This is a genomic window from Roseisolibacter agri, from assembly GCF_030159095.1.
GTDB classification, from domain to species: domain Bacteria; phylum Gemmatimonadota; class Gemmatimonadetes; order Gemmatimonadales; family Gemmatimonadaceae; genus Roseisolibacter; species Roseisolibacter agri.
Window position 1 is genome coordinate 113,012 of sequence record NZ_BRXS01000008.1, and the last position, 23,204, is coordinate 136,215.

At 74.4% G+C, this 23,204-nt stretch carries 18 protein-coding genes; 7 read left to right on the forward strand and 11 right to left on the reverse strand.

The genetic code is table 11. The features are described 5' to 3' along the window. Positions 1-57 precede the first annotated feature (57 nt). Positions 58-582 (reverse strand): hypothetical protein, encoded by a 525-nt coding sequence (locus rosag_RS23600; RefSeq protein ID WP_284352643.1) that lies wholly within the window; start codon positions 580-582, stop codon positions 58-60. 660 nt (positions 583-1,242) lie between these two features. Between rosag_RS23600 and rosag_RS23605 the strand changes: the two genes are divergently transcribed. The 5 genes from rosag_RS23605 to rosag_RS23625 all read left to right on the forward strand — a co-directional run bounded on the left by rosag_RS23605 (position 1,243) and on the right by rosag_RS23625 (position 8,686). Next, on the forward strand, positions 1,243-2,622 hold the full coding sequence (locus rosag_RS23605) for an RNA-guided endonuclease InsQ/TnpB family protein (RefSeq protein ID WP_284352644.1): 1,380 nt from the start codon (positions 1,243-1,245) through the stop codon (positions 2,620-2,622). 202 nt (positions 2,623-2,824) lie between these two features. Continuing rightward, a complete protein-coding gene (locus tag rosag_RS23610; RefSeq protein ID WP_284352645.1) occupies positions 2,825-3,313 on the forward strand; it encodes a hypothetical protein in 489 nt (162 codons plus the stop codon). A gap of 218 nt (positions 3,314-3,531) precedes the next feature. After that, a complete protein-coding gene (locus rosag_RS23615) occupies positions 3,532-4,509 on the forward strand; it encodes a site-specific integrase (RefSeq protein ID WP_284352646.1) in 978 nt (325 codons plus the stop codon). 211 nt (positions 4,510-4,720) lie between these two features. Next, positions 4,721-6,346 (forward strand): hypothetical protein, encoded by a 1,626-nt coding sequence (locus tag rosag_RS23620; RefSeq protein WP_284352647.1) that lies wholly within the window; start codon positions 4,721-4,723, stop codon positions 6,344-6,346. Between the two features lie 729 nt (positions 6,347-7,075). Then, complete coding sequence (locus tag rosag_RS23625) at positions 7,076-8,686, forward strand: hypothetical protein (RefSeq protein ID WP_284352648.1); 1,611 nt, start codon at positions 7,076-7,078, stop codon at positions 8,684-8,686. A gap of 58 nt (positions 8,687-8,744) precedes the next feature. On the opposite strand, the gene rosag_RS23630 is transcribed toward rosag_RS23625, so the two are convergent. The 7 genes from rosag_RS23630 to rosag_RS23660 all read right to left on the reverse strand — a co-directional run bounded on the left by rosag_RS23630 (position 8,745) and on the right by rosag_RS23660 (position 17,367). Beyond that, complete coding sequence (locus rosag_RS23630) at positions 8,745-10,244, reverse strand: type II toxin-antitoxin system HipA family toxin (protein WP_284352649.1); 1,500 nt, start codon at positions 10,242-10,244, stop codon at positions 8,745-8,747. A gap of 179 nt (positions 10,245-10,423) precedes the next feature. Further along, positions 10,424-10,825 (reverse strand): helix-turn-helix domain-containing protein, encoded by a 402-nt coding sequence (locus rosag_RS23635; RefSeq protein ID WP_284352650.1) that lies wholly within the window; start codon positions 10,823-10,825, stop codon positions 10,424-10,426. A gap of 169 nt (positions 10,826-10,994) precedes the next feature. Continuing rightward, on the reverse strand, positions 10,995-13,439 hold the full coding sequence (locus tag rosag_RS23640; protein WP_284352651.1) for a S8 family peptidase: 2,445 nt from the start codon (positions 13,437-13,439) through the stop codon (positions 10,995-10,997). A gap of 109 nt (positions 13,440-13,548) precedes the next feature. Beyond that, a complete protein-coding gene (locus tag rosag_RS23645; RefSeq protein WP_284352652.1) occupies positions 13,549-14,625 on the reverse strand; it encodes an AAA family ATPase in 1,077 nt (358 codons plus the stop codon). A 380-nt stretch (positions 14,626-15,005) separates the two neighbouring features. Then, positions 15,006-16,466 (reverse strand): ThiF family adenylyltransferase, encoded by a 1,461-nt coding sequence (locus rosag_RS23650; protein WP_284352653.1) that lies wholly within the window; start codon positions 16,464-16,466, stop codon positions 15,006-15,008. After that, on the reverse strand, positions 16,463-16,882 hold the full coding sequence (locus rosag_RS23655) for a hypothetical protein (RefSeq protein ID WP_284352654.1): 420 nt from the start codon (positions 16,880-16,882) through the stop codon (positions 16,463-16,465). The genes rosag_RS23650 and rosag_RS23655 overlap by 4 nt, the downstream gene beginning before the upstream one ends. A 164-nt stretch (positions 16,883-17,046) precedes the next feature. After that, on the reverse strand, positions 17,047-17,367 hold the full coding sequence (locus rosag_RS23660; protein WP_284352655.1) for a DUF2604 domain-containing protein: 321 nt from the start codon (positions 17,365-17,367) through the stop codon (positions 17,047-17,049). 206 nt (positions 17,368-17,573) lie between these two features. Here rosag_RS23660 and rosag_RS23665 point away from each other — a divergent pair, with 206 nt between their 5' ends. Beyond that, positions 17,574-18,137, forward strand: a complete 564-nt coding sequence (locus rosag_RS23665) for a helix-turn-helix domain-containing protein (RefSeq protein ID WP_284352656.1) — start codon at positions 17,574-17,576, stop codon at positions 18,135-18,137. A gap of 113 nt (positions 18,138-18,250) precedes the next feature. Next, positions 18,251-19,192, forward strand: a complete 942-nt coding sequence (locus rosag_RS23670) for an ImmA/IrrE family metallo-endopeptidase (RefSeq protein ID WP_284352657.1) — start codon at positions 18,251-18,253, stop codon at positions 19,190-19,192. Between the two features lie 34 nt (positions 19,193-19,226). Here the strand turns inward: rosag_RS23670 and rosag_RS23675 are convergent, their stop codons facing one another. The 3 genes from rosag_RS23675 to rosag_RS23685 form a co-directional block, all read right to left on the reverse strand. Beyond that, positions 19,227-20,573, reverse strand: a complete 1,347-nt coding sequence (locus rosag_RS23675; protein WP_284352658.1) for a ParB/RepB/Spo0J family partition protein — start codon at positions 20,571-20,573, stop codon at positions 19,227-19,229. 9 nt (positions 20,574-20,582) lie between these two features. Beyond that, on the reverse strand, positions 20,583-21,347 hold the full coding sequence (locus rosag_RS23680) for a ParA family protein (protein WP_284352659.1): 765 nt from the start codon (positions 21,345-21,347) through the stop codon (positions 20,583-20,585). A 284-nt stretch (positions 21,348-21,631) separates the two neighbouring features. Continuing rightward, positions 21,632-22,858: a tyrosine-type recombinase/integrase gene (locus rosag_RS23685; protein WP_284352660.1), complete on the reverse strand. Its 1,227-nt coding sequence runs from the start codon at positions 22,856-22,858 to the stop codon at positions 21,632-21,634. Positions 22,859-23,204 lie beyond the last annotated feature (346 nt).

The following is a 23,204-nucleotide window of genomic DNA, read 5'->3' on the forward strand; positions in this document are numbered from 1 at the left end:
GTCACGCGGGTGCTGACTCGCCCGACGGGCGCGCAGCAGCCGTGGTCCGTCGGTCCCCTAGTAGACCAGCAGGTCCTCGTAGCGGAGGTCCGTGTCCTCGCGTTCGGCGGCCGGGGATTGGTGGGGACGCGGGGCGACGACCTCCGTGGTCACCCACGAGCCGAGCCAGAGATTGGTCAGCGCCTTCGCGAGGTAAAATCGACTGTAGTACCCGGTCGTGAGCGCCCACGACCACAGGCCCCGGCGTTCGAGCGCGAGCACCGCGAGGAACAAGTCGAAGGCGCGGATCGCGCACGTCGCACTCCAGTAGAAGTGGCGCTGCAGCAGTACCCGCGGCGGGCGCCCGTCCTCGGCCGTCGCCAGCGCGTCGCGGATGTCCGTGAGGTCCGCCTCCTCACGTAGGTCGGAGAGCCAGGCGGAGAGCGAGACGCGATGTGGCTCGAAGTGTGGCGTGAAGCCGCCGTAGAGGTCGTGCAGCTGGCCGAATGAGAGCGGGAAGTCCCCGAGCGCCTGGAGGGTCGGCCCCGAGGGCGCAGTGGTCGGTTGGCGCCAGAAGCGGCGACGTCGGCGATGCTCGGTCATGTGGCCAGGTGGGGGACGCCGGCGGCGCGGGGGGAGGCGGTACCGCAGTGTCGCAGGTCGCACTCTCATGGCGGCGGCCCGGGCGCGGGCACGACCACGCGCGTACGGCAAAGTACGGGGCGGCGAGAGTTGGAATGCGAGCGCCCGCGAGGGTGCAGGTCGCGAGGGTGCAGGTCTGGCGGGCGGCGACCCGCCGTGCCGCCCGCCAGCGCGTGACGCGCGCGGAACGCGTTGGCGGCTGGTACTGGCGCGACTAGCTTGGGTTGCAGCTTCCGATAACCCCGGAGTATCGGCACCTGGAATCGGGCCACGCCCAGCGCTCCCCACACGCCACATGGTACACCTGCCAGCGACTCGGGCCACCGGGCCGCGACGTCCGACATCGCCCGAGGACGTGCTCCGCACGTGTCTCATCGACGTGATCGCGGCCGAGAAGGCCTACGACGTCCCGGCGTTCTGCGTCGAGGTCGGCCTGCAGGCCGTCGCGGCGCCCGGCGACGGACAGGAGGCCTTCGCCGGCAAGGCGCGCTACGTCACCAAATCGCGCGGGAAGCCCCGGCTTCCGCGGTGGGGGGCAGCCCCGGCGCCGCAGCCCTTGCATCGGGTCGCGCTGGCTCTTCGGCGCTTGTACGGGCCACCGCGTCTGCGTAGCTTCGGCGGGTGTTCGCCTACGCGCTCGAGCCATCGCTGATGTTCGCTGGCCGCAGCTTCGCGCTCGATGCGCGGTGCGCCCAACAGCGCCTGCTCTACGCGGAGATCCGGCGCAGCCGTTGGGTGTGGAACCGCGCCGTGGCGCTCGCCCGCCGGCTGCGCCGCATCGCGGTCGCCGCGAAGGCCGCGGGGCGACCCGTGCCCGCCGTCTGCCGAACGAGCTACCCCGCGCTCTGTCGGCGACTGACGGTCTGGCGCCGCCGCCGGCCCTGGCTCGCCGCAGGCTCGGTCGTGCCGCAGCAGCAGACGCTCAAGACCTACGTGCAGGCCGAGGCGAACGCGCTCGCCGGACGGGCGCGGTGGCCCGTTTTCAAGAAGCGCCGTGATCCGCTCGGGCTCCGCTACCCGCTGCCGCACGCGACGCTCAGCGACACCACGCTGACGCTCGCCAAGGTTCCGGGTGGGATTCGGCTCCGCCGCTCGTCGCCCGACCTCGGGGCCCTGCGCCATGTGACCGTGGCCCACGACGGTGTGCGCTGGACGGTGAGCGTCTGCTACGCCGCGGCTCCCGTGCCCGTGCCTGAGCACCCACGCATGGCGGCGCTCGCGAGCGGTGATGACAGCGCGGCCGTGGGGCTCGACTTCGGCGTCGTGTCGACCTGGACGCGCACGGTCGGCGCCGAGGGGCAGGCGGCCGTGCAGATCGCCCGGCGCTCGCCCGCGCAGCGCCGGCGGACCGCGCGCCTCGGGCGGCAGCGCAGCCGTCGGCGGAAGGGGAGCCGCGGCTGGTGGCGGAGCGTCCGGGCCGAGCAGCGCCTGCAGCGTCGCGTGGCCACGCAGCGCCGCGAACAGGTCCGGCAGCTCGCGCAGGACCTGGTGCGCGACCACGCGGTCGTCGGCTTCGAGGAGCTCCACCTGCGGAGCATGACGGCGCGGCCGAGGGATCGGAGCGGGGTCCGCAACGGCCGCGCAGCCAAGGCGGCGCTCAACCGGCGGATGCTGGAAGGGGCGTTCCGCGCGACGGTCCAGGCGACACGCTGGGCGGCCCGAAAGACCGGCGCGGTCGTCGCGACGACGCCGGCGCCCTACACGAGTCAGACCTGTGCGGCTTGTGGACACACGGCGTCGGAGAACCGCGAGAGCCAAGCGGGGTTCCGGTGCCAGCGGTGTGGCCACGCGGCGCACGCCGACGGCAACGCAGCCCACGTGGTGCGCCAGCGCGTGCTGGTCGCTCTCGGGCTACGCCCGGCCGTCGGATGCGAGACCGCAGGACCGTCGCCGCCGGATGGGCGGAGACGTAAACCGCTGGGGGAGCCGGGGGCTGCGCGAGCCCTGGCGGGGAACCTGGAACCTGCTGAGCGGCCGGTCGCGTTCGCGCGCGCTGGTTGAAGACTCAGGAATCCCCCGGCTTCAGCCGTGGGGAGGACATCAAGAACGAGATCCGCATCGTCCGGCATGCGGAGCACTGCCTGGTCTACGACCAGCCCATCCCCGCCGACGCCTTCGGTGGCATGACCTGGTCCGCTGGTGGGGCGCCCGGTCCCACGACGCCCCCCACGAGGCGCCCGACGACGCGAAGGCGGAGCGCGCGTTGTACCGACGCCTGCGGGCGTCCCTCGACGCGGGGATCGAGCGTCCGTTCTTCGAGCACTACTTCAAGGCCTGTCGCGCACGGCTCGGGGACCGGCTACCGGCGCTCGTGCCGCAGGTGTACCTCCACTACGACCCGAAGAGCGTGCACGAACGGGTGCGCCTCGCGGCGGCCGCGCCGCGGCCAGCCGCCACGGACGGCGACGCCCTGCCACTCCCACGCCAGCGCATGGACTTCCTGCTACTCCTGCCCGGGCAGGTGCGCGTCGTACTGGAACTTGACGGGCAGCAGCACTACGCCGTCGGCGCCGACGCGGGCGCGGCGGCGAGCCCCGCGCAGTACGCGCGGATGGTCAGCGCGGACCGCGACCTGCGGCTCGATGGCTACGAGGTGTACCGCTTCGGCGGCTACGAGCTGCAGGCCGGGCGGCTCGACGACGTGGTCGGCTCCTTTTTCGCCCGGCTGTTCGCCCGACACGGGGTCGCCTGACCGCCCGCGGCTGCGCCACCACCCTTTCGCCCTCCCTCACGATGTCGGACACGCCGTCGGACCCGTTGCACTCCGGTCGCGGCGCGCGGACGTCTGCGGAGCCGGACGCACCGACGCCGGCCGCCGCTGACGTCGGGCCGCAGGTCCCGCCGCAGGTCCCGCCGCCGCTCCCCGTGTGGGCCGGCGCGGGACGCCCGGCGTCGGCGAGCGCCCGGAACGTGGCGGACATCGAAGCCGCCACCGCGGACTACGCCGCGCGCGCGCGTGCGGAGAACACGCGCCGCGCCTATCGGGCGGACTGGGTGCACTTCGCGGCGTGGTGTGCGCGATACGGGGCGTCTCCGCTGCCGGCGGACCCGCGCCTCGTGGCGCGGTACCTGAGCGCACACGCCGGCCCCGGGCCCGAGCAGCTGAAGGTGTCGACGCTGCGGCGCCGGCTCTCCGCCATCCAGCACGTGCACCGGGAGGCCGGGCTGGACTTCGACAGCCGCCAGCGCGACCTCCGGGACGTGTGGAGCGGCATCCGGCGGACGCACGGCACGCAGCCCGCCGCGAAGGCGCCGACCGTCACCGAGGAGCTCCGCGCGCTGCTGGAGCCCCTCGGCACCGAGCGGCTCCTCGACCTCCGCGACCGCGCGCTGCTCCTCGTCGGCTTCGCGGGCTGCTACCGCCGGTCCGAGCTCGTCGCGCTCGACGTCGCCCACCTGGCGCGGCACCGCGACGGCCTGGTGATCGCGACGCCCCGGTCGAAGACCGACCAGGAGGGCGAGGGGATCGAGAAGGGCATCCCGTTCGGCGTGCACGCCGAGACGTGCCCCGTGAGCGCGCTCACGCGCTGGCTCGAGGCGGCCGGCATCGCGGACGGCCCCGTCTTCCGCGAGGTGACACGCCACGGTCGGGTGCAGCCGCGGCGGCTGTCGGACCGCGCGGTCGCGCTGGTGGTGAAGCGCTCGGTCGAGGCGGCGCGCCGGGTCGCGCTGCAGCGCGGGCAGTGGGGGTTGGCCGAGACGTTCGATCCGCGCCGCTACGCGGGGCACTCGCTCCGCGCCGGATTCATCACCTCCGCCGCCGCCGCGGGCGTGCCCACGCACGACATCATGCGGCAGAGCGATCACAAGCGCGAGGAAACGCTGCGGCGCTACATCCGGCACGCGACGGTCTTCCGGCAGAACGCGGCGGCGAAGGTCGGACTGTAGTCATGGAGGCGCGCCCACCGCGCCGAGCCACCACGCCGAGCCACCACGCCGAGCCACCACGCCGAGCCACCGCGTCCCAGTGCCACGCAGGGGCTGGACGTTTCCTCATCCCGGGCGCCTATTCGCCCGTCGCCCGCGGGGCGGCCTGGTCGCGACGTCGCGACCGGGCGCCTGACGGCGCGACGTAAGGCCTCCGACGCGTGGGGACGCCATGGCCGCGGCACACCTGAGGCGCTTCGCGCCGGCCCGATCCAGCACTCGCCCTATTCGCCACGCCGTCGCGGCCGCGACGGCAGTCCTCACGACGCTCATCGCGGGCACGACGGGGTGTGCGCTCCGCCCGACGGGCTACCGCGTGAACGACCACGCGGTGTTCGTCCACCCCGACGGGCGCGCGCTCCAGGGGCTCGACCCGGCGACCGCCGCGGGCCGCGGGCGCCCCGCCGGCCGGCCGTTGGGGGACACCGCGTATCGTGCACAGCTCCGCGTCCTCATGGACTCCATCCGCGCGAGCCCGCACGACGCGATTCTCGTCTTCGTGCACGGAGGCCTGGTCTCCCACAAGGGCGGCTACGAACACGCGGAGCAGCTCGGGCCGGCGATGGACAGCGCCGGGTACTACCCGGTGTTCCTCAACTGGAACGCCTCTGCCGGGTCGACCCTCCGCTCGCACCTGTTCCGGATGCGGCAGGGCGAGGACGATGGGCCTATCCTGGGTCTCCTCACCGCGCCGTTCGTGATCGTGGCCGACCTCGGGCGCACGGTTGCTCGGGCACCACTCGGCTGGCTACACCAGTCGGGCGACTACTGCCGGACGCTCACCCGACGGCTCAAGCGCGAGGCGAACGCCCGCCTCCCGGGCAACCAGTTCTGCCCGATCCCGGGCATCGACAAGTTCCGCCGCGCGGAGCGCGCGAAGGAGGAGCGCCTCGTTGCGGAGGCGCAGGCGCGTGTGGCGCTCGGTCCCGCGGCGGCCGGGGTCCCGCCGGACCCGCTGGAGATCGGGTTGGGCGACTACAACCTGACGGTCGGCCAGACGGTGGCCCGCGACCTGACCGGGGTGGTGACGTTCGTTCCGAAGCTCGTGGTGGGGCCTGTCGTCGACGGCTTCGGCACGGGAGCGTGGGCCGAGATGCGCCGCCGCACGCAGACGATGTTCCGCGCGCCGGTCGAGTTGCAGGCCACGCCCCGGGCCGCGCGCCGTTACCGGCAGCCGACGGGCGCCGCGTACGTGCTCTTCGACTCGCTGGCCGCCCTCATCGCCGCGCAAGGCGCCGACTCCGTGCCACCCGCGCGGCGGCGCGCCCGCCGCCTGGTGCTCGTCGGCCACAGCATGGGCGTCATCGCGCTGAATCGCGTCCTACAGGCGTTCCCGGCGCTGCCGGTCGACACGATCCGCTACATGGCGGCGGCTGCCAGCGTCGCGGAAGTGGAGGCGGCGGTCGTCCCGTTCCTGGAGCGGCACCCCCGCACGGTGTTCTTCCACGGGATGCTGCACCCGTACGCGGACGCCGGGGAGTGGCAGCCAAAGTACCTCGACGTCGTGCCACGCGGCAGCCTGCTGGAGTGGATCGACGACTACCTCACCGCGCCGGAGACGCCGCTCGACCGCACGGCGGGCAAGTGGCCGAACTTGATCCTCGCGGAGCACGTGTTCCCGGCCGCGGTGCGCGACCGCGTCGTCTTGAAGGCGTTCGGCGTGCGCGACACGCTGGACCGGGGCTCCCGGGTGTTCCGGCGCCCGGCGCGACACGGCGACTTCTCCGACCGGCGCATCGCGTTCTGGTCGGACAGCGCGTGGGCCCTCGCGCGACCCGCCGCCCTCTGGACGCGCTGAGCTTCGCCCGCGCGAGCGCCGACGACAGCGGTCGCACGCGCGGGCTCGTGCGCGCGGGCTCGTGCGCGCGGGCTCGTGCGCGCGGGCTCGTGCGCGCGGGCTCGTGCGCGCGGGCTCGTGCGCGCGGGCTCGTGCGCGCGCCGTGCACCGGTCGCCTCAACGGACTGTCTACTCGCATCCTCCAGCGGCGCGACGCCGGCTGCGGCTCCACCAGCGGGGGCCGTGGAGCGTCGGACGCCCCACCGGCGCGGCGGGCGTCGCGTCGTGTGTGAGCCGAACGCGCGCTGACGTACCGGGGCGGCCGCGCCGGACGCCCCCACGTCCTGCCCAGGTGCGGCGGGTCCGGCTGGCCGCCGGTTCCCGGCGGGCAGGTCGCGCCCCGACGCCGCCAGTCAGATCAACCCGTTCCGCGCCCTCATGACCGCACAGGGAGGACCGCCGCCGAGAAAGGGTCGGACGTCCGCGCCACCACCGGTGGGAGGCGCCGCGCCCGCGGCGTCCGCGGCGCCCGCCTCCCGAGGGCCGCGACGGCGCGACGCGCAGACGCAGGCGTCCCCTTCGCCGACCGACTCCCGGCGCGACCTCCACCGCGAGGCGTTCTGGCATGCGTACGGCGGGCAGTGCGCCTACCAGGGGGACACGCTCGGCGGCGGGCCGCGCAGCATGGCCTTCGAGATCGATCACGTGATCCCGCAGGAGCTCGGGCGTCGCCCGGACGAGCTCCGCGCCGTGCGCCACCGTTTCAACCTCCCGGAGACGTTCGACCTCGAGTCCTTCGAGAACCGCGTGCCGACGACCCGCCGGTTCAACAACGCGAAGGGCAACCGCACGACGGGTGTCTGGGAGGCCGTGATCCGGCACGGGCTCGACGTGGCGGCGGCACACGCGGCGCGCGTTCAGGAGCAGGTGCAGCAGCTCATCCTGCAGGATCGCGAGGAGCGGGCGCGCCGCGTCGCACGGCTCCACCATGCGCCGCCCGGCAGGCCGTTCTCCGCGCGCATGCCCTGGCCGATCCGCACGGACCTACTCGGGGAGGATCACGTGCGCGTGTGGCTCGAGGACGTGTACCTCGACTGCTTCCTCCCCAGCCCACAGCGGTTCCGCGGCTCGGCCCTGCTGCTCGTGGCGGCGGCCGGCATGGGGGAGTACCAGAGCACGTTCGACCACGGCGACGTGGTCGAGACCGTGCTGGCCGGGCGCGAGACGCCGCTCGACCGGGGCCGTCGTCCCCTGCTGCTCGCGCAGGGCGCCGGCCCCGTCACGCTCCGCCTGCCCAGCGCCTGGCTGCAGATCCGGCGCGATCACGCGGCGCGCGTGTGTGCCGCCCTCGACACGGTAGCGCACCGGTACGTGCGCGCGATGCGGCGCCTCGAACTGGATGTGCTGCACAGCGCCGGCGCCGCGGTCGGCGCGGCGGGCACGTGTCGCCTCCTCACGGTGCAACGCTCCCTCTGGCGTGCTATCAACGCATTCGCCGAGGCGGGCGAGGAGCAGCGGGGGCCCGCCGGTGAGACGTGGACGGTCATGGGCAGCCGCGGCTTCGGCGTGTTCACGTCGGCCGGCCACGCCCCGCGCGCGCTGCGCGCCCGGGTGGCGCCCGAGGCCGGCGGGAGCGTGCTCGACGCCACTGACGACCCCGACGTGCACCTCTGCTGGCACCCGCCGGAGCACGACCGCGCGTCGCTCGAAGACGACCTGCGGGCGGGGCACGTGTGGACCGTCGCCGAGACGCAGGCCTGGTTGCGGGACACCCTGATCCCGCACGTCATGCGGTGGGCCGACGCGCGCGAGCTGTTCGTGCAGCGCGAGAGCATGCACAAGGCGCCCCGTCTCCCCTGGCACCGGTCACGCGTCGTGCCCATAACGGTGCGTCGTTCGCCGCACGTGTCCCAGCCGACGCCGACGCTACCACCGCGCTGGGAGAGCATCCGCGATGACTTCGAGCAGCTGGCCGCGTGCGTTCCCACCCTGAGCGAGCCGGCGGAGTGGTCCCGCGACGTGGATCCGGCGGCCGTCGGTCGGCTGCGGGCGCTGCTCGCCGGCTGGGTGACGCGCGGGTGGATTCCCAGGACGGCGGAGCCGTCGTTCCTCCACGCACTCGGAGCGCCCGACCTCTCCCGCGCGGGCCTGACGCTGGCCGGGACCGCGCCGGCCGCGGCTTCGGCGACTGCCCGGCAGGTGTTCGCGGCGTTACATGCCGTCACGCGCGGGGCCGCCGCAGGCGCCGACGTCACCTCCGCGCGCGCGGCCCGTGAACTGGCGGACGCGCTCGCGCCGTTCTACGCCCGCTGGTGGGAGTCGCACCTGCGGGCGCGCGTGTGGACCGACGGCCGGCGGTGACACGGCGACGGCCCTGCGACGACACGGTTCCTTGCGTGCCCAGCTCCCCGATGCCGGGTCAGTTGGCGCGCCGGGGAGCGCGCGAGCGGGCGCGCTTCGACGGCGGGGAGGGGTCGTCGACGGGGCCGGCGTTCGGGACACGAGCGTCGGCTGCAGCGGCTTCGGTGGTGTCTCCCACGCCGACTCCGCCCGCCACGACGGGGCGCCCTTCCAGCGCGGCCGCACTGCTCGCGGCGACCGCCGCGCCGACCCGGGCCGCCGTCGCGCGTGTGACGCCGAACTCTCGCGCACGCTCGGGCCACCGCCGCACCGCGTCCACGACGGCCGTAACGATTTCCCCAGTCTCCGCCGCAGTGATGCCGGCAGGTTCGGCCACCTCCAGCAGGTTGCGATAGGTGGGGCGCCGCCCCTCGGTCCCGACCATCATGGAGTGCTCGCCGCCGGGACCCGCCGCGTACACGAGGTCGTACGCGGGACTCAGGCGCCAGGCGCCGTCGGGGCCGAGGAGGAACGCGAAGTTCTTCACGTGATCGTCGCGGTTCGAGGCGGCCACGTTGAACACCATGCGCCGGAACGCCTCGAGCACTTCGCGCCGGTCGCGCGTGAGCGCGGCCGTCGACCGGAGGTACTCGCCGTACGTGCAGCCGAACTCCCGATGGCTGGCGTGCAGGAGCCCGCCGAGCGTATGGACATGGCGCCGTTCGTGCGCGACGGGCCCGCCCCCGGCGCCCGCCGGCTCGGCGCCGACGGGCACCCGGTCGAACCGCTCGACGCCGAAGCAGCGCCTCCCCGCACGCGTCGTGAAGAGCCGCGTCGGCGGCATGTCGAGGCCGGCGTCGCGCGCCATCGCCGCGTACGCCATCTCCAGCGCTCCGATGTCCTCACCGTCCTCGCGCGTCGGAAACTTGACGAGGTAGTGCCGGTACCCGGCGGGGACGTCCTCGGCGCCCGAACGCATGGCGCCCGTGTCGGCGTTGTACGCCACGAGGACCTTCGGCCGGGCGCCCGCCGGCGAGCCGCCCGCCGCAAGCAACTCGGGGAGCACGTCTTCGGGGCTGCCCTCGTAGAGACGCTCGGCCTGGTCCGCGAGTGCGTCGAGGTCGAGGGGGGACGGGTCCGCGTCGGGGCCCAGAGCCGGCTGGTATACGAGGGCCCCCATCGCGCGCGCGCCGACGAAGCGGAGGCGCTCGACGGGTGTCACGGTGGCCGGCTCGATCCCGAGGCGCGCGAACTCGCGGTCCATCAGTCGCAGCCCCCACCCGTCGGGGAGCGAGTCGGCGAACACGCCGTGCAGCCCGTCGAAGACGCGGGAGCGCTCCTGCAGCCAGTCGAGCCGTCGCGGCAGGCCCAGAGGGGAGAGATCGAGGCCAGTGGCGACGAACGTCGGGTCGTAGCGGAACGCGATCTCGTGGCCGCGCTGGGCAAGCTGGCCGACGAGCAGCGACCCCGGCCGGTCGGCGAGGAAGACGTGCAGCGTGAGGTCGCGTGACCGCGCGCCGGCGGCCGCCGCGCCCCCCCCGGGCGTACGCCCTGGAGGCCTCAGCGACCGCCGCGGCACGGCCCCCCCTCAGTCGGCCGCGGAGGCCGGTCGGGCGCTCGTCCCGTCTGCGGCAGCTGCCGCAGCTGCGGCGGTTGGGATCCAGCGGCACGGGTCGCCGCCACGGCGGGCGGCCGGGCCACGCAGGCTATCCGGTGGGGCGCGCTGCGCGCGGCGCTCACGATACGCTCCACCCGAGGTTAGGGCTGCCGGGGCGGCCGCGTCGTGCGGCCGCGCTGCCGCGGGACCGCGGCCTCGAACGCCTCAAACGCGCCGACTCCGCGCGTCGGATTGGCCGGCGCGAGGACGCGCGCCATCTCGTCGAGCGCGCCGAGCGCGTCGAGCAGCCGCAACAGTCGGCCGAGTGAAATACTGCCCGTCTCCTCGAACTTGCGCAGGGTCGCGAGCGCGACGCCGGACCGGGCGCTCAACTCCTCCCGGCTCCAGGCGTGCTCGAGCCGTCGTGCCCGGACGCGTTGCGCCAGGATGCCGGACAGCTCATCGGGAGAGGTATGACCAAAGGACAGCATGATAGCACTTGTCGGCGAGTATCGGCGATAATGGTTATATATATAGCCAATATCGCTCAGAACATCAAGCACAAAACCGCTTCTGCTTTATCGCACAAGCGGACGCATCAGGAGAGACGTGGTGCGCCTACGCGCCGGGCCCAAGGCACCGCAACGACACCGCCACCAGCCCGCGCGTAGGGCAGGCCCGCGCCCCCAGCCGAGGCGCCCGTAGTCGACGGCAGCCGACGGCAGCCGCGCGCTACGCGCCGAGGCGCAGCGGGATCTGCGTCACCGGACGGAGCGGCTCTAGCACCGTGCGATAGCGCTGCCGGACCCGGTCGTAGAAGCGCGGCTCGCTCGGGGCGCGCACGGTGATCACCAGCGCGTACGGGATGTTCCGCGAGAGACTCGGCGCGTTGCGCCCGCCGACGCGCGCGTTGTAGTGCACGTCGAAGACCGGGTCGCGGAGCCGCGTACCGCGGAGCCGCCGCGTGCGGTGGAGCGTCGTCTCCCACTTGTGCGCGTCCCGCCGGAGCTCCCGCTCCGAGAGGTAGAACGCCCGGGGCTGGAAGAACGGCTCGGTGTCCGCGTCGCGTTGCTGCTCGTCTTCGCGCCGGTCGGCGTCCGGGCGGAACCGCACCTCGAGCCCGCTGCGCGTGTAGTTCACCGGGTCATGCGGGTCCGTGGCCGCCGCGAAGCAGAAGGTCGCACTCACCGTCACCAGCCCGGCGATGGGGGGTGCCGGCACCGGGATGCGCATCCGCACCCACGACCCGGGCTCGAGCTGCCCCTGATACACGACCCGGGCGGTGTGGTCGTCGCAGAGCACGAACTCGTCGAGGACCGCCGGCAGCCGCCCCCATCCGCACTCCGCGCGCTGCTCGAGCGTGGGATCGGCGCACACCGGCTCCGCCGCGTGCACCAGCAGCGCCTTGATCGCCACGGGCCGCAGCACAGGGCCGAAGAGCGCCCGCATCCCGAGCGCCGTGCGCAGGGCGAGCGGCGCCGCGTAGCTCGTGCCAGCGTCGGCGTGGAGCGCGGACGCCCCCACCTGGGCGCCCGGCGCGAGCAGGTAGAAGGGCTCCTCGGCGCTGCCGCCGAACGCCAGCACGTCCGGCTTCACGACGCCGGGCCGCCGCCCGGGCCCTACCGAGCTGTAGGGCGCCCGCGCCCACTGGGGTGTGGTCGACCCGCACGCCCCGACCGTGAGGGCGTTGACCGCGTCGGCCGGCGGACAGATCCGCGCGAGCCCCGCGGCCCGGTCGAGCGTGCCGTTGTTCCCCGCCGCGACCGTGGCCAGGATCTCCTTGGCCGCGAAGAGCGGGTCCAGCACGGCCGTCCACGCGTGCACCTCGTTGTCATCGACCGGGAGGTCGGGTCCGAGGCTCAGGTTGATGAACTGGTAGTCGCGCGCGAGCAGGGTGTCCCGGATCCGCCGGAGCACGGGAAAGAACTGGGTCTGGTTGTCCTGCGCCGTGTGGACGTCCAGCACGCGGACGTGGTCGACCGTGGCGAATGGGACGGCCGCCGCCTCGCCCGGCCGCAGGGAGCCGAAGAGCAGGGCGGACGTCACCCCGAGCCCGTGACGCACCAGGTCGGGCGCGGGCTCGGCGGTGCCGGGTGGGACGACTTCCCGCACCCATCGCGCGAGCGGGCCGCGCGCCGGCACGCCGCCGTCGAACACGGCCACCTGGACCCCTGAGTCGTGCGCGGGGGCGGCGGGCAACTCCGGCACCGGACCGACCAGCGGGCGAGCCCCCGCGCGCGCCGCCGAGCCCCCGCTCGTGCCCCGCGGAGTGCCCCCCCGCGCAGCCCCGCGCGGGGGAACCCCACTCCCCCGCACCGCGCCACGCGCGCCACCGCGCCCAGTCCCGTTGGGTCCGTCCCCGTCGGGTCCGTCCCTGTCCGCCGGCGCAACACCGGACACGTCGATCCGACGCAGCGTGGGCATCTCCCGGATCACCCGCACGAACGTGAAGTCCGCGACGGCCGGCACGTTGACGCGCGGTACGCGCACGGGCAGGAAGCACAGCCCCTCGGCGTAGAGTCGCTCGTCCAGTTGTGGCTGCGCGTCGAGCCCCGCGAGGAATCGGGTGAACGCCTGCAGGATGCCGTCGCCGTCCCCGCCCGCGCGCGCGTGCACGACGACCTCGAGGAGCGGCATGTCGGCGGCGGACCGGAGGGGCTGCACCCGCTCCGCGGCGGGCTGGACGCGGATCTCCTCGATCTTCACCAAGTCGTCGGCACCCGGCGTGTCCTCGGTCCACTCGCCGAGCGCGCGCGCGAGCGCGCGGAAGTGGACGCGCGGCCCCGCCACGAAGAGCTCCGACGTGGTCTCCGGCGCAGCCGCCCCCGCCCGCGTGTGGCGCTCCGGGGTGATCGTCCGGGCGCGCCCGCCGAGCGGGTCCAGGCCGGCACTCCGCAACAGCCGCGAGGGGTAGAAGCTCTTGGCGATGTATGCCGGGTGCAGCGTCAGCAGGGCGACCGCTTCGTCCCCCGGGCACAGGCGCTCCGGCAGCGCGTCGAGCGCGCGCGCCGCCGCCTGCGCCTGCGGGGCGAGGCGGGCGCGCGCTTCGGCGAACGTGTACGGGTGCCGCTTCGTCGGCACGCTCCGCGGCGCCGCGATGGGTTCGACCAAGCGCTCGCCGAAGCCGAGCAGGAAGTTGAGACGCTCTGGACGGTCCGGGCGTTGGCGGTCCGGCATGGGCGGGCGCGGGCAAGAAGAACGGGGGGACGATGGAGCGCGATACAGGCCGCGAAGACCTCGCGAACGGCCGCCGGCGCGGGTCTGGGCCTCCAGGAGCTACAAGACCCTACGGGAGCCGTGGCGCGCCGCGCGTGACTGCCGACCGCCGGGGCGGCCGACTCGCGGGGGCGCTGGGCGGCAGGCTGGGGGGAGCGGTGGCAGTCCCGCCGCGCGCCGCCAGCCCCTCCGGGCGGTCGGTGCCGCGTGCGCGGACCGGGCGTGGAGCCGACGGGGACACCGCGTCGGGGGTGGTTGGCGTGCGCTCGAGCTTGCGGAGCGTGTCCCGGCTCACGCCGGTCAGCTCGTTCACCTGACGCTGCGAGAGGCCGGACGACCGCAGCGCCCCCGCCAGCCGCTGACGGTCCGCCCGCGCGAGCGCTCCCGCGTGCTCCTGCACCAGGCGCACGGCGTGCCGCGCGAATGGCTCGCCGGCGACGACGGCGCCGCGACGCGCGCGCAGGAGATCGCGCTCGATGTCGGAGAACGACGCGCCGGCGAACGTGAGGGCGAGCGCGTCCACGAGCGCGCCGGACGCGAGGCCGGCCGCCTCGGCGGCGCGCTGCACCAGCGCGTGCACCTGGCGCGTGGTCGGCATCGGGAACTCGACGCGCACGTCGAATCGACGCCACGCCGCCGGGTCGAGGAGGTCGGGGTGGTTCGTCGCCGCGAGCAGCAGCCCGCTCGGCGGCCAGTCGTCGACCTCCTGCAACAGCACGGTGACGAGCCGCTTGAGCTCCCCGATCTCCTGCGCGTCGTCCCGCCGCTTAGCGAGCGCGTCGATCTCGTCGAGGAGCAGCACGCCGCGGACCCCCTTCGCGTAGTCGAGCACGTGCCGCAGGTTGGCCCCCGTGCGACCGAGGTAGCTGCTCATCACCGCGGCGAGGTCCAGGATGAGCAGCGGTCGGCCGAGCGCGCGCGCGACCCAGCGCGCCGCGAGGGTCTTGCCCACACCCGGCGGCCCCGAGAACACCGCCGTGCGCGTTGGCGTGAGCCCCGCCGCGTCGAGGGCGGCGGCTTCCTGGCGCTCGCGCACGAGCTGCTCGAGGGCGGCACGCACGGGCGGCGCCCAGAGGGGCTCGTGGTCGAGGACCGGCACCGGCTCGACGCGCAGCAGGTCCAGGCGGGAGTCCGTGTCGACGGGCACCGCCGCGACGGCCCCGCCGCGCACAGGGGAACTCGGGCTCGGGAGGTCCCGGAGAAGTTGGGCGAGTTCGCCGGCAATCGCCGGCGCGGACACGCGGTATCGGTGGGCGATCCGGCGCACCACGGCTTCGACGTCCTGGCGGCGGCCGGCAAGGGCAAGGCGGGCGAGGTGGACGAGTTCCGGCGGCAAGGCCGTCGTCTCGTCCACGCGCTCGGGGTGGGGAGCGGCTGTCATGGTACGAGCAACATACCGGGCGGGTGGACGAGGCAGCAACGCGACGCGTGACACTCGTCCACGTCCGGGTGGACGCCGTGCGCGCCGGATGGGCCGGCAGCGCCTCGTGGGCTCCAGAGCGGCACGCACGACCGGCCTGATCGGCCTCACGCGCTCTCCGCGCGACAGCGCACGGGGCAGTCGTCGTGGTGCGGCACCGGTGCCGCCCACACGGCACCCGAGGAGTCCGGCTGCAGCATCGCGCTGAAGACGCTCTGCGCCGACAGCGGCGCCGGCACGCCCGCCGCATACCGCGCGAAGAGCGCCGCCAGCCAGAGCCCCGCCCAGTGCGACACCACGGCGAGCGTAGGCAGCACGCCGCCGCCCGCCGCGTCGGTCGGATGCAGGCAGCCGGCGCAGGCGGTACCGTGGCGGTGGAAGGAGGCGACCGCGAGGTAGTGGTCGGTGGCGCCGACGCCGAGCCACGACGGGCGCGTCCGCTGCACGGCCCGCTGCACGGCCCGCTGCACGGCCCGCTGCACGGCCCAACGGGTGGGGATGTGGTCGACGCCGACCAGCACCGCCGGCGCCAGCGGCGCGAGCACGGCCTCCGTCGTCTCGTCGTAGCGCAGCGGCACGGGCGTGACGGTGATCCCGCCCAGCGTCTCCGCCGCAGCCTGCGCCGCGAGGTCGTCTACCTTCCGCAGGCCGACGCGCGAACGCCGCAGGAGCGCGTACCGGTTCACGTTCGTCAGGTCGTTCACGTCCGGTTCAATCACCCGCGCGGTGGCGCGCACGTCCGCGATCCGTGCGAGCGCGAAGAGCGCGGCCTGGGTAATCGCCCCCCCGCTCACGAAGTCCACCGCCCCCAGCAGGGGCGACGGCGCGGGCGTCCCCGGCGGCGCGAGCGCGACCGACGCCGATGCGACGGGCGCGAAGAAGCGCGGGAAGACCGCCGGAGCGAGGGCGGCCGGAGCGAGCGTCCGCATGGCGGCCTTGAACGCCTCACCGGCCGCGAGCCCGCCGGCCGCGAGCGCGCCGAACGGGGAGGCCTCGTCGCGCCAGCGAGTGCCGCCCATCGCCGCCGGCGCGATGGCGCCGGTCCACGCGTCCCCCGACAGCCGGATAGCGAGCGCGGCGCGGTGGCGGCCCGGGACCCACGGCGTGTCGCCGATCAGTACGGCCACGTCGGCGTCGACGCCGCCCGGCAGCCCCTCCAGCGCCGTCTGCCCGGGAACGAGGTCCGCCGTCGTCTCGAGCAGCGCGCCGAGGAGCCGGTCGCCCGTCAGTGGCGGTTGGGCGCCACGGCGCGGCACGTCCGGCAGGTCGAACACGAGCTGCGCGCCCGAGCGGGCGGCGAGGAGGCCGGTGGTGACGAGTGCGGTCTGGCCCGCGGCCGTCGCCAAGTTCGCGCGGTCCGCCACGAGCAGGACGCGCACGCCGAGCAGCGCGTCGACCAGCGCGCGGTCCGGTGCCGCCGAGCCCACGTGGTCGCGCATCAACACGACCGTGCGGTCGAGCGCCACCTCGGCGCCACCAACACCACCAGCGCCAGCGCTGGCGCGTCCGACGCCCTGCGGCGCGCCCGGCAGCGCCCCCGGTGGGATGACGGGCATGTCGGGCGTCATGGGCGCACCTCCAGGTAATCGGCCGGCGGCAGCGACCGCCAGCCGCCGCCTGACGTGATCTGCGCGAGGTAGGTGTGGATGAGCCCCGCGGGTCCCTGCGCGAATCGCGGAACGACGAGCGACAGGAAACCCGGGGTGTGAATCGCGGGCCAGGCGTCGTCCGTCGCGCTGTGGAACGCGCGACCCGGGTGGCTGTGTACCTGCGCGCGGATCCCCTCGCCGCGCTGCGCGAGCTCGACGAAGAATCCGGTCAGCCACGCCGGATCGATCTCGACCTCGGCGGCGCGTGCGCGGTGGGTGGGGTGCACGACGCGAGTGACCGTGTCGGGCGAGTCCCAGGAGACGACCCAGAGCACGGCGCACTCGCGGCAGTTGCCGCCGCAGCGGCGAAGGATGTCGAACGTCTCCTGGAACACACGTTTGGGGACGCGGACCGCGGCGTCGGCGTCGAACCCGGGGACCGGACGGGGCGACCGCGCGGCGACCGCCGGCGGCTGCGCCGCGAGATGCGCAGGGAGGACTGGGCCCACCGGCCCAGGGCCGCCCGCCATGCCGGCGGGCGACACACTGGGACGGTGGCTCACAGGAGGCGCCCCGACGTGGGACGACCGGTGGAACCGCCCGCGCGGACCTGCAGGGGGCGGAGGATGAGCGTCGCCCCGTCGGGCACGCCCTGGTCGCGGAGCGACCGGTTCGGGTCGAGCTGCACGTTCGCGTCGGTGAAGAGCGCGAAGTTCGGCTGGCCCTGCAGGCCGAACGCGTGCAGCGCGTGGTTGAGCAGCGCCTGCACGGCGGCCTGCGGCTGCGCGTCGACCTCCGTCGACACGCCGTTGTAGATGACGGTGACCGCCGACTTCTTCGGGCCACCAGGGGGGGAGTGGGGCTGCTGGAGCGTCGACATACGAGGGTTCGCAAGAAGAGAAGAGCCGGCCGAGGACGACCGAGGATGTGCTTGAAATCTAAAGCGGCCGCTTTGCGTGTCAAGCGGCCGAGCACGCACGCGCTAAGTGATTGCCATGCCGGCACCTGCTCGCTTGACGCCCGAAGCACCTCGTCGCTAGGTTCTCTCTGCTTCTCAAGTAAAGCGCCCCTCCTACCACTCACCCTATGCCATCACTCGGGCAGATGCTACGCTCCGCGCGCGAAGCGCGCGGGCTCTCGCTGCGCGACGTGGAGCGCGCGACCGAGGGGAAGGTCTCGAACGGCTACCTGAGCCTCCTCGAGTCGGACAGCGTCAAGCAGCCCTCGCCGAACCACCTGTACCACCTCGCACAGGCCTACCGCCTCGACTACGCGGAGCTCATGCGTTTGGCCGGGTACTTCGTGCCGAACCCCAGCACGCCCGCCTCCGGGGCCCACCACGGCGGGGCCGGCGCGTCCCGCATCACCCGCTCGGCGGGCCTCCCCGGCCGCCCCACCCCGCCGCCGGCGTCCGGCATCGCGCTCTCCGCGGATGGGCTGGCGCCGGAGGACGTCGCCGACATCGAACGGTACGCGGAGTTCCTGCGGGCTCGGCGCCAGGCGGCTCCCGGTCCGTCGGCCGCTGCCCCAGGCGCCGCGGCCGCCCGACCGTCCGCGAGCGAGACGCCGCGAGGCGAGCGCGCCGCCGGCGACCGAGCGCCCCGGAGCCGGGCGAGCCGTCGTGGTCCCGACACCCCCGACCGCGGGTGACGACACGGGTGAGCGCAGGGACGACGGCGCGCGTGGCGGTGCCCCGCACGCGCGCTCGGGGGACGTGCAATGCCGCGCGCACTCGCGCGTCGGCGGCGGGCGGCGCGTAGCCGGTGCGCCTCCGGAGTTGCGGCGCGCTCCTCGAGCAGACCGACGACGAGATCCGCGCGGCGGTCCGGCGGATGCTGGACGCGTGTGACGTCTACGATCCGCCGACGCCGCTGGACCGCCTCCTCGACTACCGCGGTCTCACCACGGAGGAGCGAGAGGCGCTCGACACCAACCGCTTCCTCCCGCGCGCGATCCGGCGGGCGCTGCACCGGATCAGGGGGCGGGTGCGGGGGATTCTGGACCTCCAGGCCCGACACGTCTACGTCGACGCGACGCTGCACCCCCACCGCCGCACGTTCCTGTACCACCACGAGGTGGCACACGACGTCCTCGAGTGGCACAACGCGCTCTTCGTCATCACGCCCGAGTGGGCGCTGCAGCCCGACGTGCGCCGCGTGTTCGAGGCGGAGGCCAACCGGTTCGCCGCCCTGAGCCTCTTCCAGGTCGACGATCTCGCGCGCTGGCAGCGCGGGCGTCGACTCGAGGCGAAGGATCTCGCCGCGCTCGCGGCGCGCTACGGGACATCACTCAACGCCACCGCCCGTCACTACGTCGCCGAGCAGGACCTCCCGGCCGCGTTGGTGGTCGGCAGTCCCGAGCGGACAAGCGCGGGCCGCCAGCAGATCCGCCTGTGCTACGGCGTGGCAAACGGGGCGTACCTGCGGCAGTTCGGCGACCGCCTGTTCGACGCCGTGTTCCCCCCGACGTCGGCGCCGGCGGCGGTCGTGAACCCGGGCGGCGCACCCATCGTGGAAGAGGAGTTCGACCTCACGGACCTCCGGCGCGAGCGGCAGCGCATGGTGGCGGAGACGATCTACAACGGCTACGACACGTTCACGCTCGTGCACGTCCGCGAGCCCGTGCGTCGGCGGTTCGGGTGGCTGCCGTCGCTCGGCCGCTCGGCGCCGGCGGCCCAGTCGCTCGGATCCGGGCGCGCTACCTAACACCGCGTGACTGGCCGCGGCCCGGGCGTGCCGATCACCCGCCCCGCCGCGGTGCCGTCGCGCGCGACGCACTCCGATTCGGCACACTCCGGTCAGTCGTCGCTGCCCCCGTCTCCGGATCGGGTGCACCCGTCGGATCGGCGGTGCCTGCCGGGGTGGGGCCGACCGCCTCCGGCACTGGACCCCCTACGTGCGCCGCGAGCCATTGCGCGGCGGCGCGGACCACGGCGTCCGGACGCTCCCCCTCGACCGTCGGCACGTAGACCACGTATCCCCGACCGGCCGGACGCGCGAAGACGTGCCCCGGCTCCTCCGCCATCGCGCGGTCGACCAGGCAGCTGATGGCGGGCAGCATGGCGTCGAGGTACTTCGCCGCGTCCTGGGGCGAGACCTTCTTCAGCGCCCCGGGGAGGTTGATCCGGAAGCCGCCCTCCTCGTAATACCGGTCCGCCAGCACCTGCTGCGAGTCGAGGACGCCGGCCTTCCGGCGAGCCGGCGTGGGGTCCGCCGCCACCTGCCGCAGGCGGTCGGCCTCGCGCGCGAGGAGCGCCACGCGGGTGTCATCCGACGCCGCCTTCGCGGCCTTCAGCAGCACGCTTTTGCTGAGGCGCGCGATCCGTCCGTAGTCCGGGCGTCCCTCGGCATCCGCGAACCCGGCCCGGGTCAGCAGCGCCTCGTCCACGCGGTGCGCGATGGTCATGTACTCGTGCACCACGCCGATGGCGCGGCCGATGTAGTCCGAGAGCACCTCGTACCCCGGGTCCTCGCCGCGCTCCTCACGGAGCACCTCGGCGACGTTCCGGTACGCCAGCGCGGTCTCCCACTTCGAGAGATCCTCGCGGTCCAGGTTCTCGCGCGCGGTGATCGCGCGCGCCTGGAGGTCGCTCACCGCCTTGACCACCACCGGCACCATCATCGCCGGCGTCTCGGTGCGCGCCGCGAGTCGGGAGAGCGCGCGGAAGCGGCGCTCGCCGGCGATCAGCTCGTACCCGCCGCCGGACGGCGCGGGCCGCACCGTCAGTGGGTTGATCAGCCCCTCGCGCTCGATGCTCGCCGCCAGGTCCTCGATGGCGGTCGCGTCGAAGTGCCGGCGCGGCTGCCCGGGGAACGGCCGGATGTCGGCGAGCGGCACGTGCGTGTCGGGCTTCGCCGCCTCGCCGCTCGGGTCCAACTGGCCGAGGTAGTCGGCGACGTTGCTGCCGACCGCGAACGGGTCGAACCCATCGTCGGCATCCGCGAACTTGCGCTTCGCGCGGCCCACCTTCAGCGGCGCGCCCTCGATTGCCGGCGTGGCCTCGACCGTCTTGGCGGCAGCCGTGGCGCTCGCGGACGACCGAGAGGCGGCACGGCCCTTGGCGGGGGTCGGCGTCTTGGGACTCACGGGGCGCTCCTACGGCGCGGCCGCAGACGCGGCCGCAGACGCGGCGGTGGTGGTCGTCTTCTTCGGTCGCTTCAGCCCGAGATCGCCCGCGATCTCGGCGCTCACCGCCTGGTACGCGCTGGCGGCGCGGCTGCGCGGCGTGTGGGCGACGACGCTCAGGTACTTCTCGCTGGCGTTGACGACGGCGGCGTCGTCGGGCACCTGCGTGCGGTAGAGCGTGCCGGGGAACTGTCTCTCGACCTTGGCGAGCGTGCGCGCCGTCGCGCCACGCCGCTCCTGCACCATGGTTGCGAGGGCGCGGAGCCGCGCGCCCGCTTTGACGTGCCGGGCCGTCGAGAGCATGTCCGTCAGGCCCGGCAGGGAGTAGGGCTCGGGCTTGAATGGCACGACGACGAGGTCAGCGACGTCGAGCGCCGCGAGGACGCTCTCGCTCACCGCGGGCGCGGTGTCGACCAGCAGGATGTCGAGCTGGTCGCGCAGCTCCCGTCGGGCGAGGTGGTTCCGGACCTCGGCACGAGTCGCCGAGATGAGCGTGCGGCCGCCCGCGAGCAGGAGGCAGCCGTCCGGCCAGCCCGCGCTCTCGACGGCGGCGGGGGCGGTCCGCAGCGGGTCGGCGACGGGCGGGCGCCGCATGCCCAGCGTGGCGGTGCTCTGCGGGTCGCAGTCCGCGACGCCGACGCGGTACCCCGCGGCGGCGAGGGCGGCCGCCAGATTCAGCACGGTCGTGGTCTTCGCCGTGCCGCCCTTCGCCCCGACGATGGTCAGCGTCCGCATGAGGTCAGCATGAAGTCATGCGCTCGAACGGGGCGGGCGCGCCGCAAGCAACAGGGGGCATCGGGCATCGGAGGGGTCTGCGCTGGCACCGCGGGCAGACGCCTCGCGCGGTTCGTGAGTACGGGCGTGCTCGGTAAACGCCGAAACGACGAAAGAATAAGCGTCTGCCTCCTTCCGCGACAGGAAGCCGCCATGCGAGGCGTACTCCGTGTCGAGCCACCAGCACTTTCGGTCACCGAAAGGGCGACGCGCGGACCTGTCGTGGATCGGGTCTCAACCGGGTCTCAGATGAGCTCGCTCATCGTCACGGCGACGCGGCCCGCGATGTTCTGACGATTGTCGTCGTAGACCGCCAGCGTGCGGACATCCGCGTGACGACTGAAACGCTGCACGTCGCGGAGGGGGAGCCCGGCGTCGAGCAGGGCCGTGATCGCCGTGTGGCGGACGCCATGCGGGCGGACCGTACCCTTCACCCCCGCTCGACGCGCCAGCGCCGCTAGCAGCTTCGCCACGCCGAGCCCGGTCAGACGCGCCCCGAGCTCGCGCGGCTGCCCACGACGCCCAAGCCGCCCGGCCCCCGGGTCCAGCGCGGTGAAGAGTGGAGCGGCGCGAACCGCGTCGGTGCTCGCGGTACGCGCGCCGGCGCTGGCGGCGGTCGGATGGTGCGCGAGCCAGGCCGCCAGCGCGGCCGCGGTCTTCGGCGGCAGGGTGAGGGGCTCGCGGTCTGTGTGTCCCTTCCCCTGGACGTGCACCGCCGCCGGCATGCCCGAATCGCCGAGCTCCACGTGCGCGAGGTCGAGCGCCACCAGCTCCCCGCGCCGCAGGCCCAGATCGGTGAGGAGCCGAACGATGGCGACGTCACGCGCGGCCCGGGCGGGATCCTCGGCCGCCGCCGCCGCAGCTAGGACGCGCCGGAGGGCCTTGAGCCCCGGGCCCCGGGTGTCTCGATACCCGCGCGCCTTCTCGTACCGGAGCTGCAGGCGCCAGTCGCAGAGCCCCGCCTCGCGCAGGAACGCGACGACCGCGTGGATCGCCGCGAGGTGCCCGTTGATGGTGGACGGTGCGAGGCGGCGCTCGTCCCGCAGGTATGCCTTCCACGCCTGGACGCTGAGGTGTGACGGCGTCCCCCCGCGTTCGAGAAAGACGCCGGGCAGCTCGGGCAGCGCGACCCCGAGCCACCGGGCATACGCCGCGAGCTTGCTCTCGTAGGTGCGGAGCGTCGTGCCCGCGAACCGCGCGAAGAACGCGGCCGTCAGCTCGGCCGTCTGCGGTGCGGCGGAGCGCCAGTCCGGGACGGCCAGGGGCGTGGCGACGCGGGCGACCTCGGCGTGCGGCGCACGGGGAAACGCCCCGCGCGGTGCCGGGCCGGGGAGCGGGGGCTCCCGTTCGGCGCTCGGACCGGGCGCAGGTGTGGGTGCGGACACACGCGTGGGCACCGGCGTGGGCACCGGCGTGGGCACCGGCGTGGGCAGCCGCCGCGGGGTCACCGCATGGGACAGGGGGGTCGACATGGCCCCGGAGGCTACTCCACACCCTTCCTGGCGGCAAGGTATCGAAAAACGGCATTCTCGATACCTTGGGCGGGAGCCGCCCTTGCTTTACCGGGTAAACGCCGGCAAAATCCGGCACCCACCCGGCTGCCCTCCACTGACCGCCTGGCCCTGACACCGCGCTGGCCGCGCAAGTGCCGGTGCGCTGGGCAGTTGCAGGGTTGCCGCCCGACGACCGGTCGCGCCCCGCGGCCCGCGGCGTCTGGCACCGCGGCAGTTTTATCGAGCAAGCGTCCGTCGCACCCGGGACGGGGCGCCGCGGGCGATGGTTGGACTCCCGTCACGCGTCGCGCCCCCCGATCCCCAT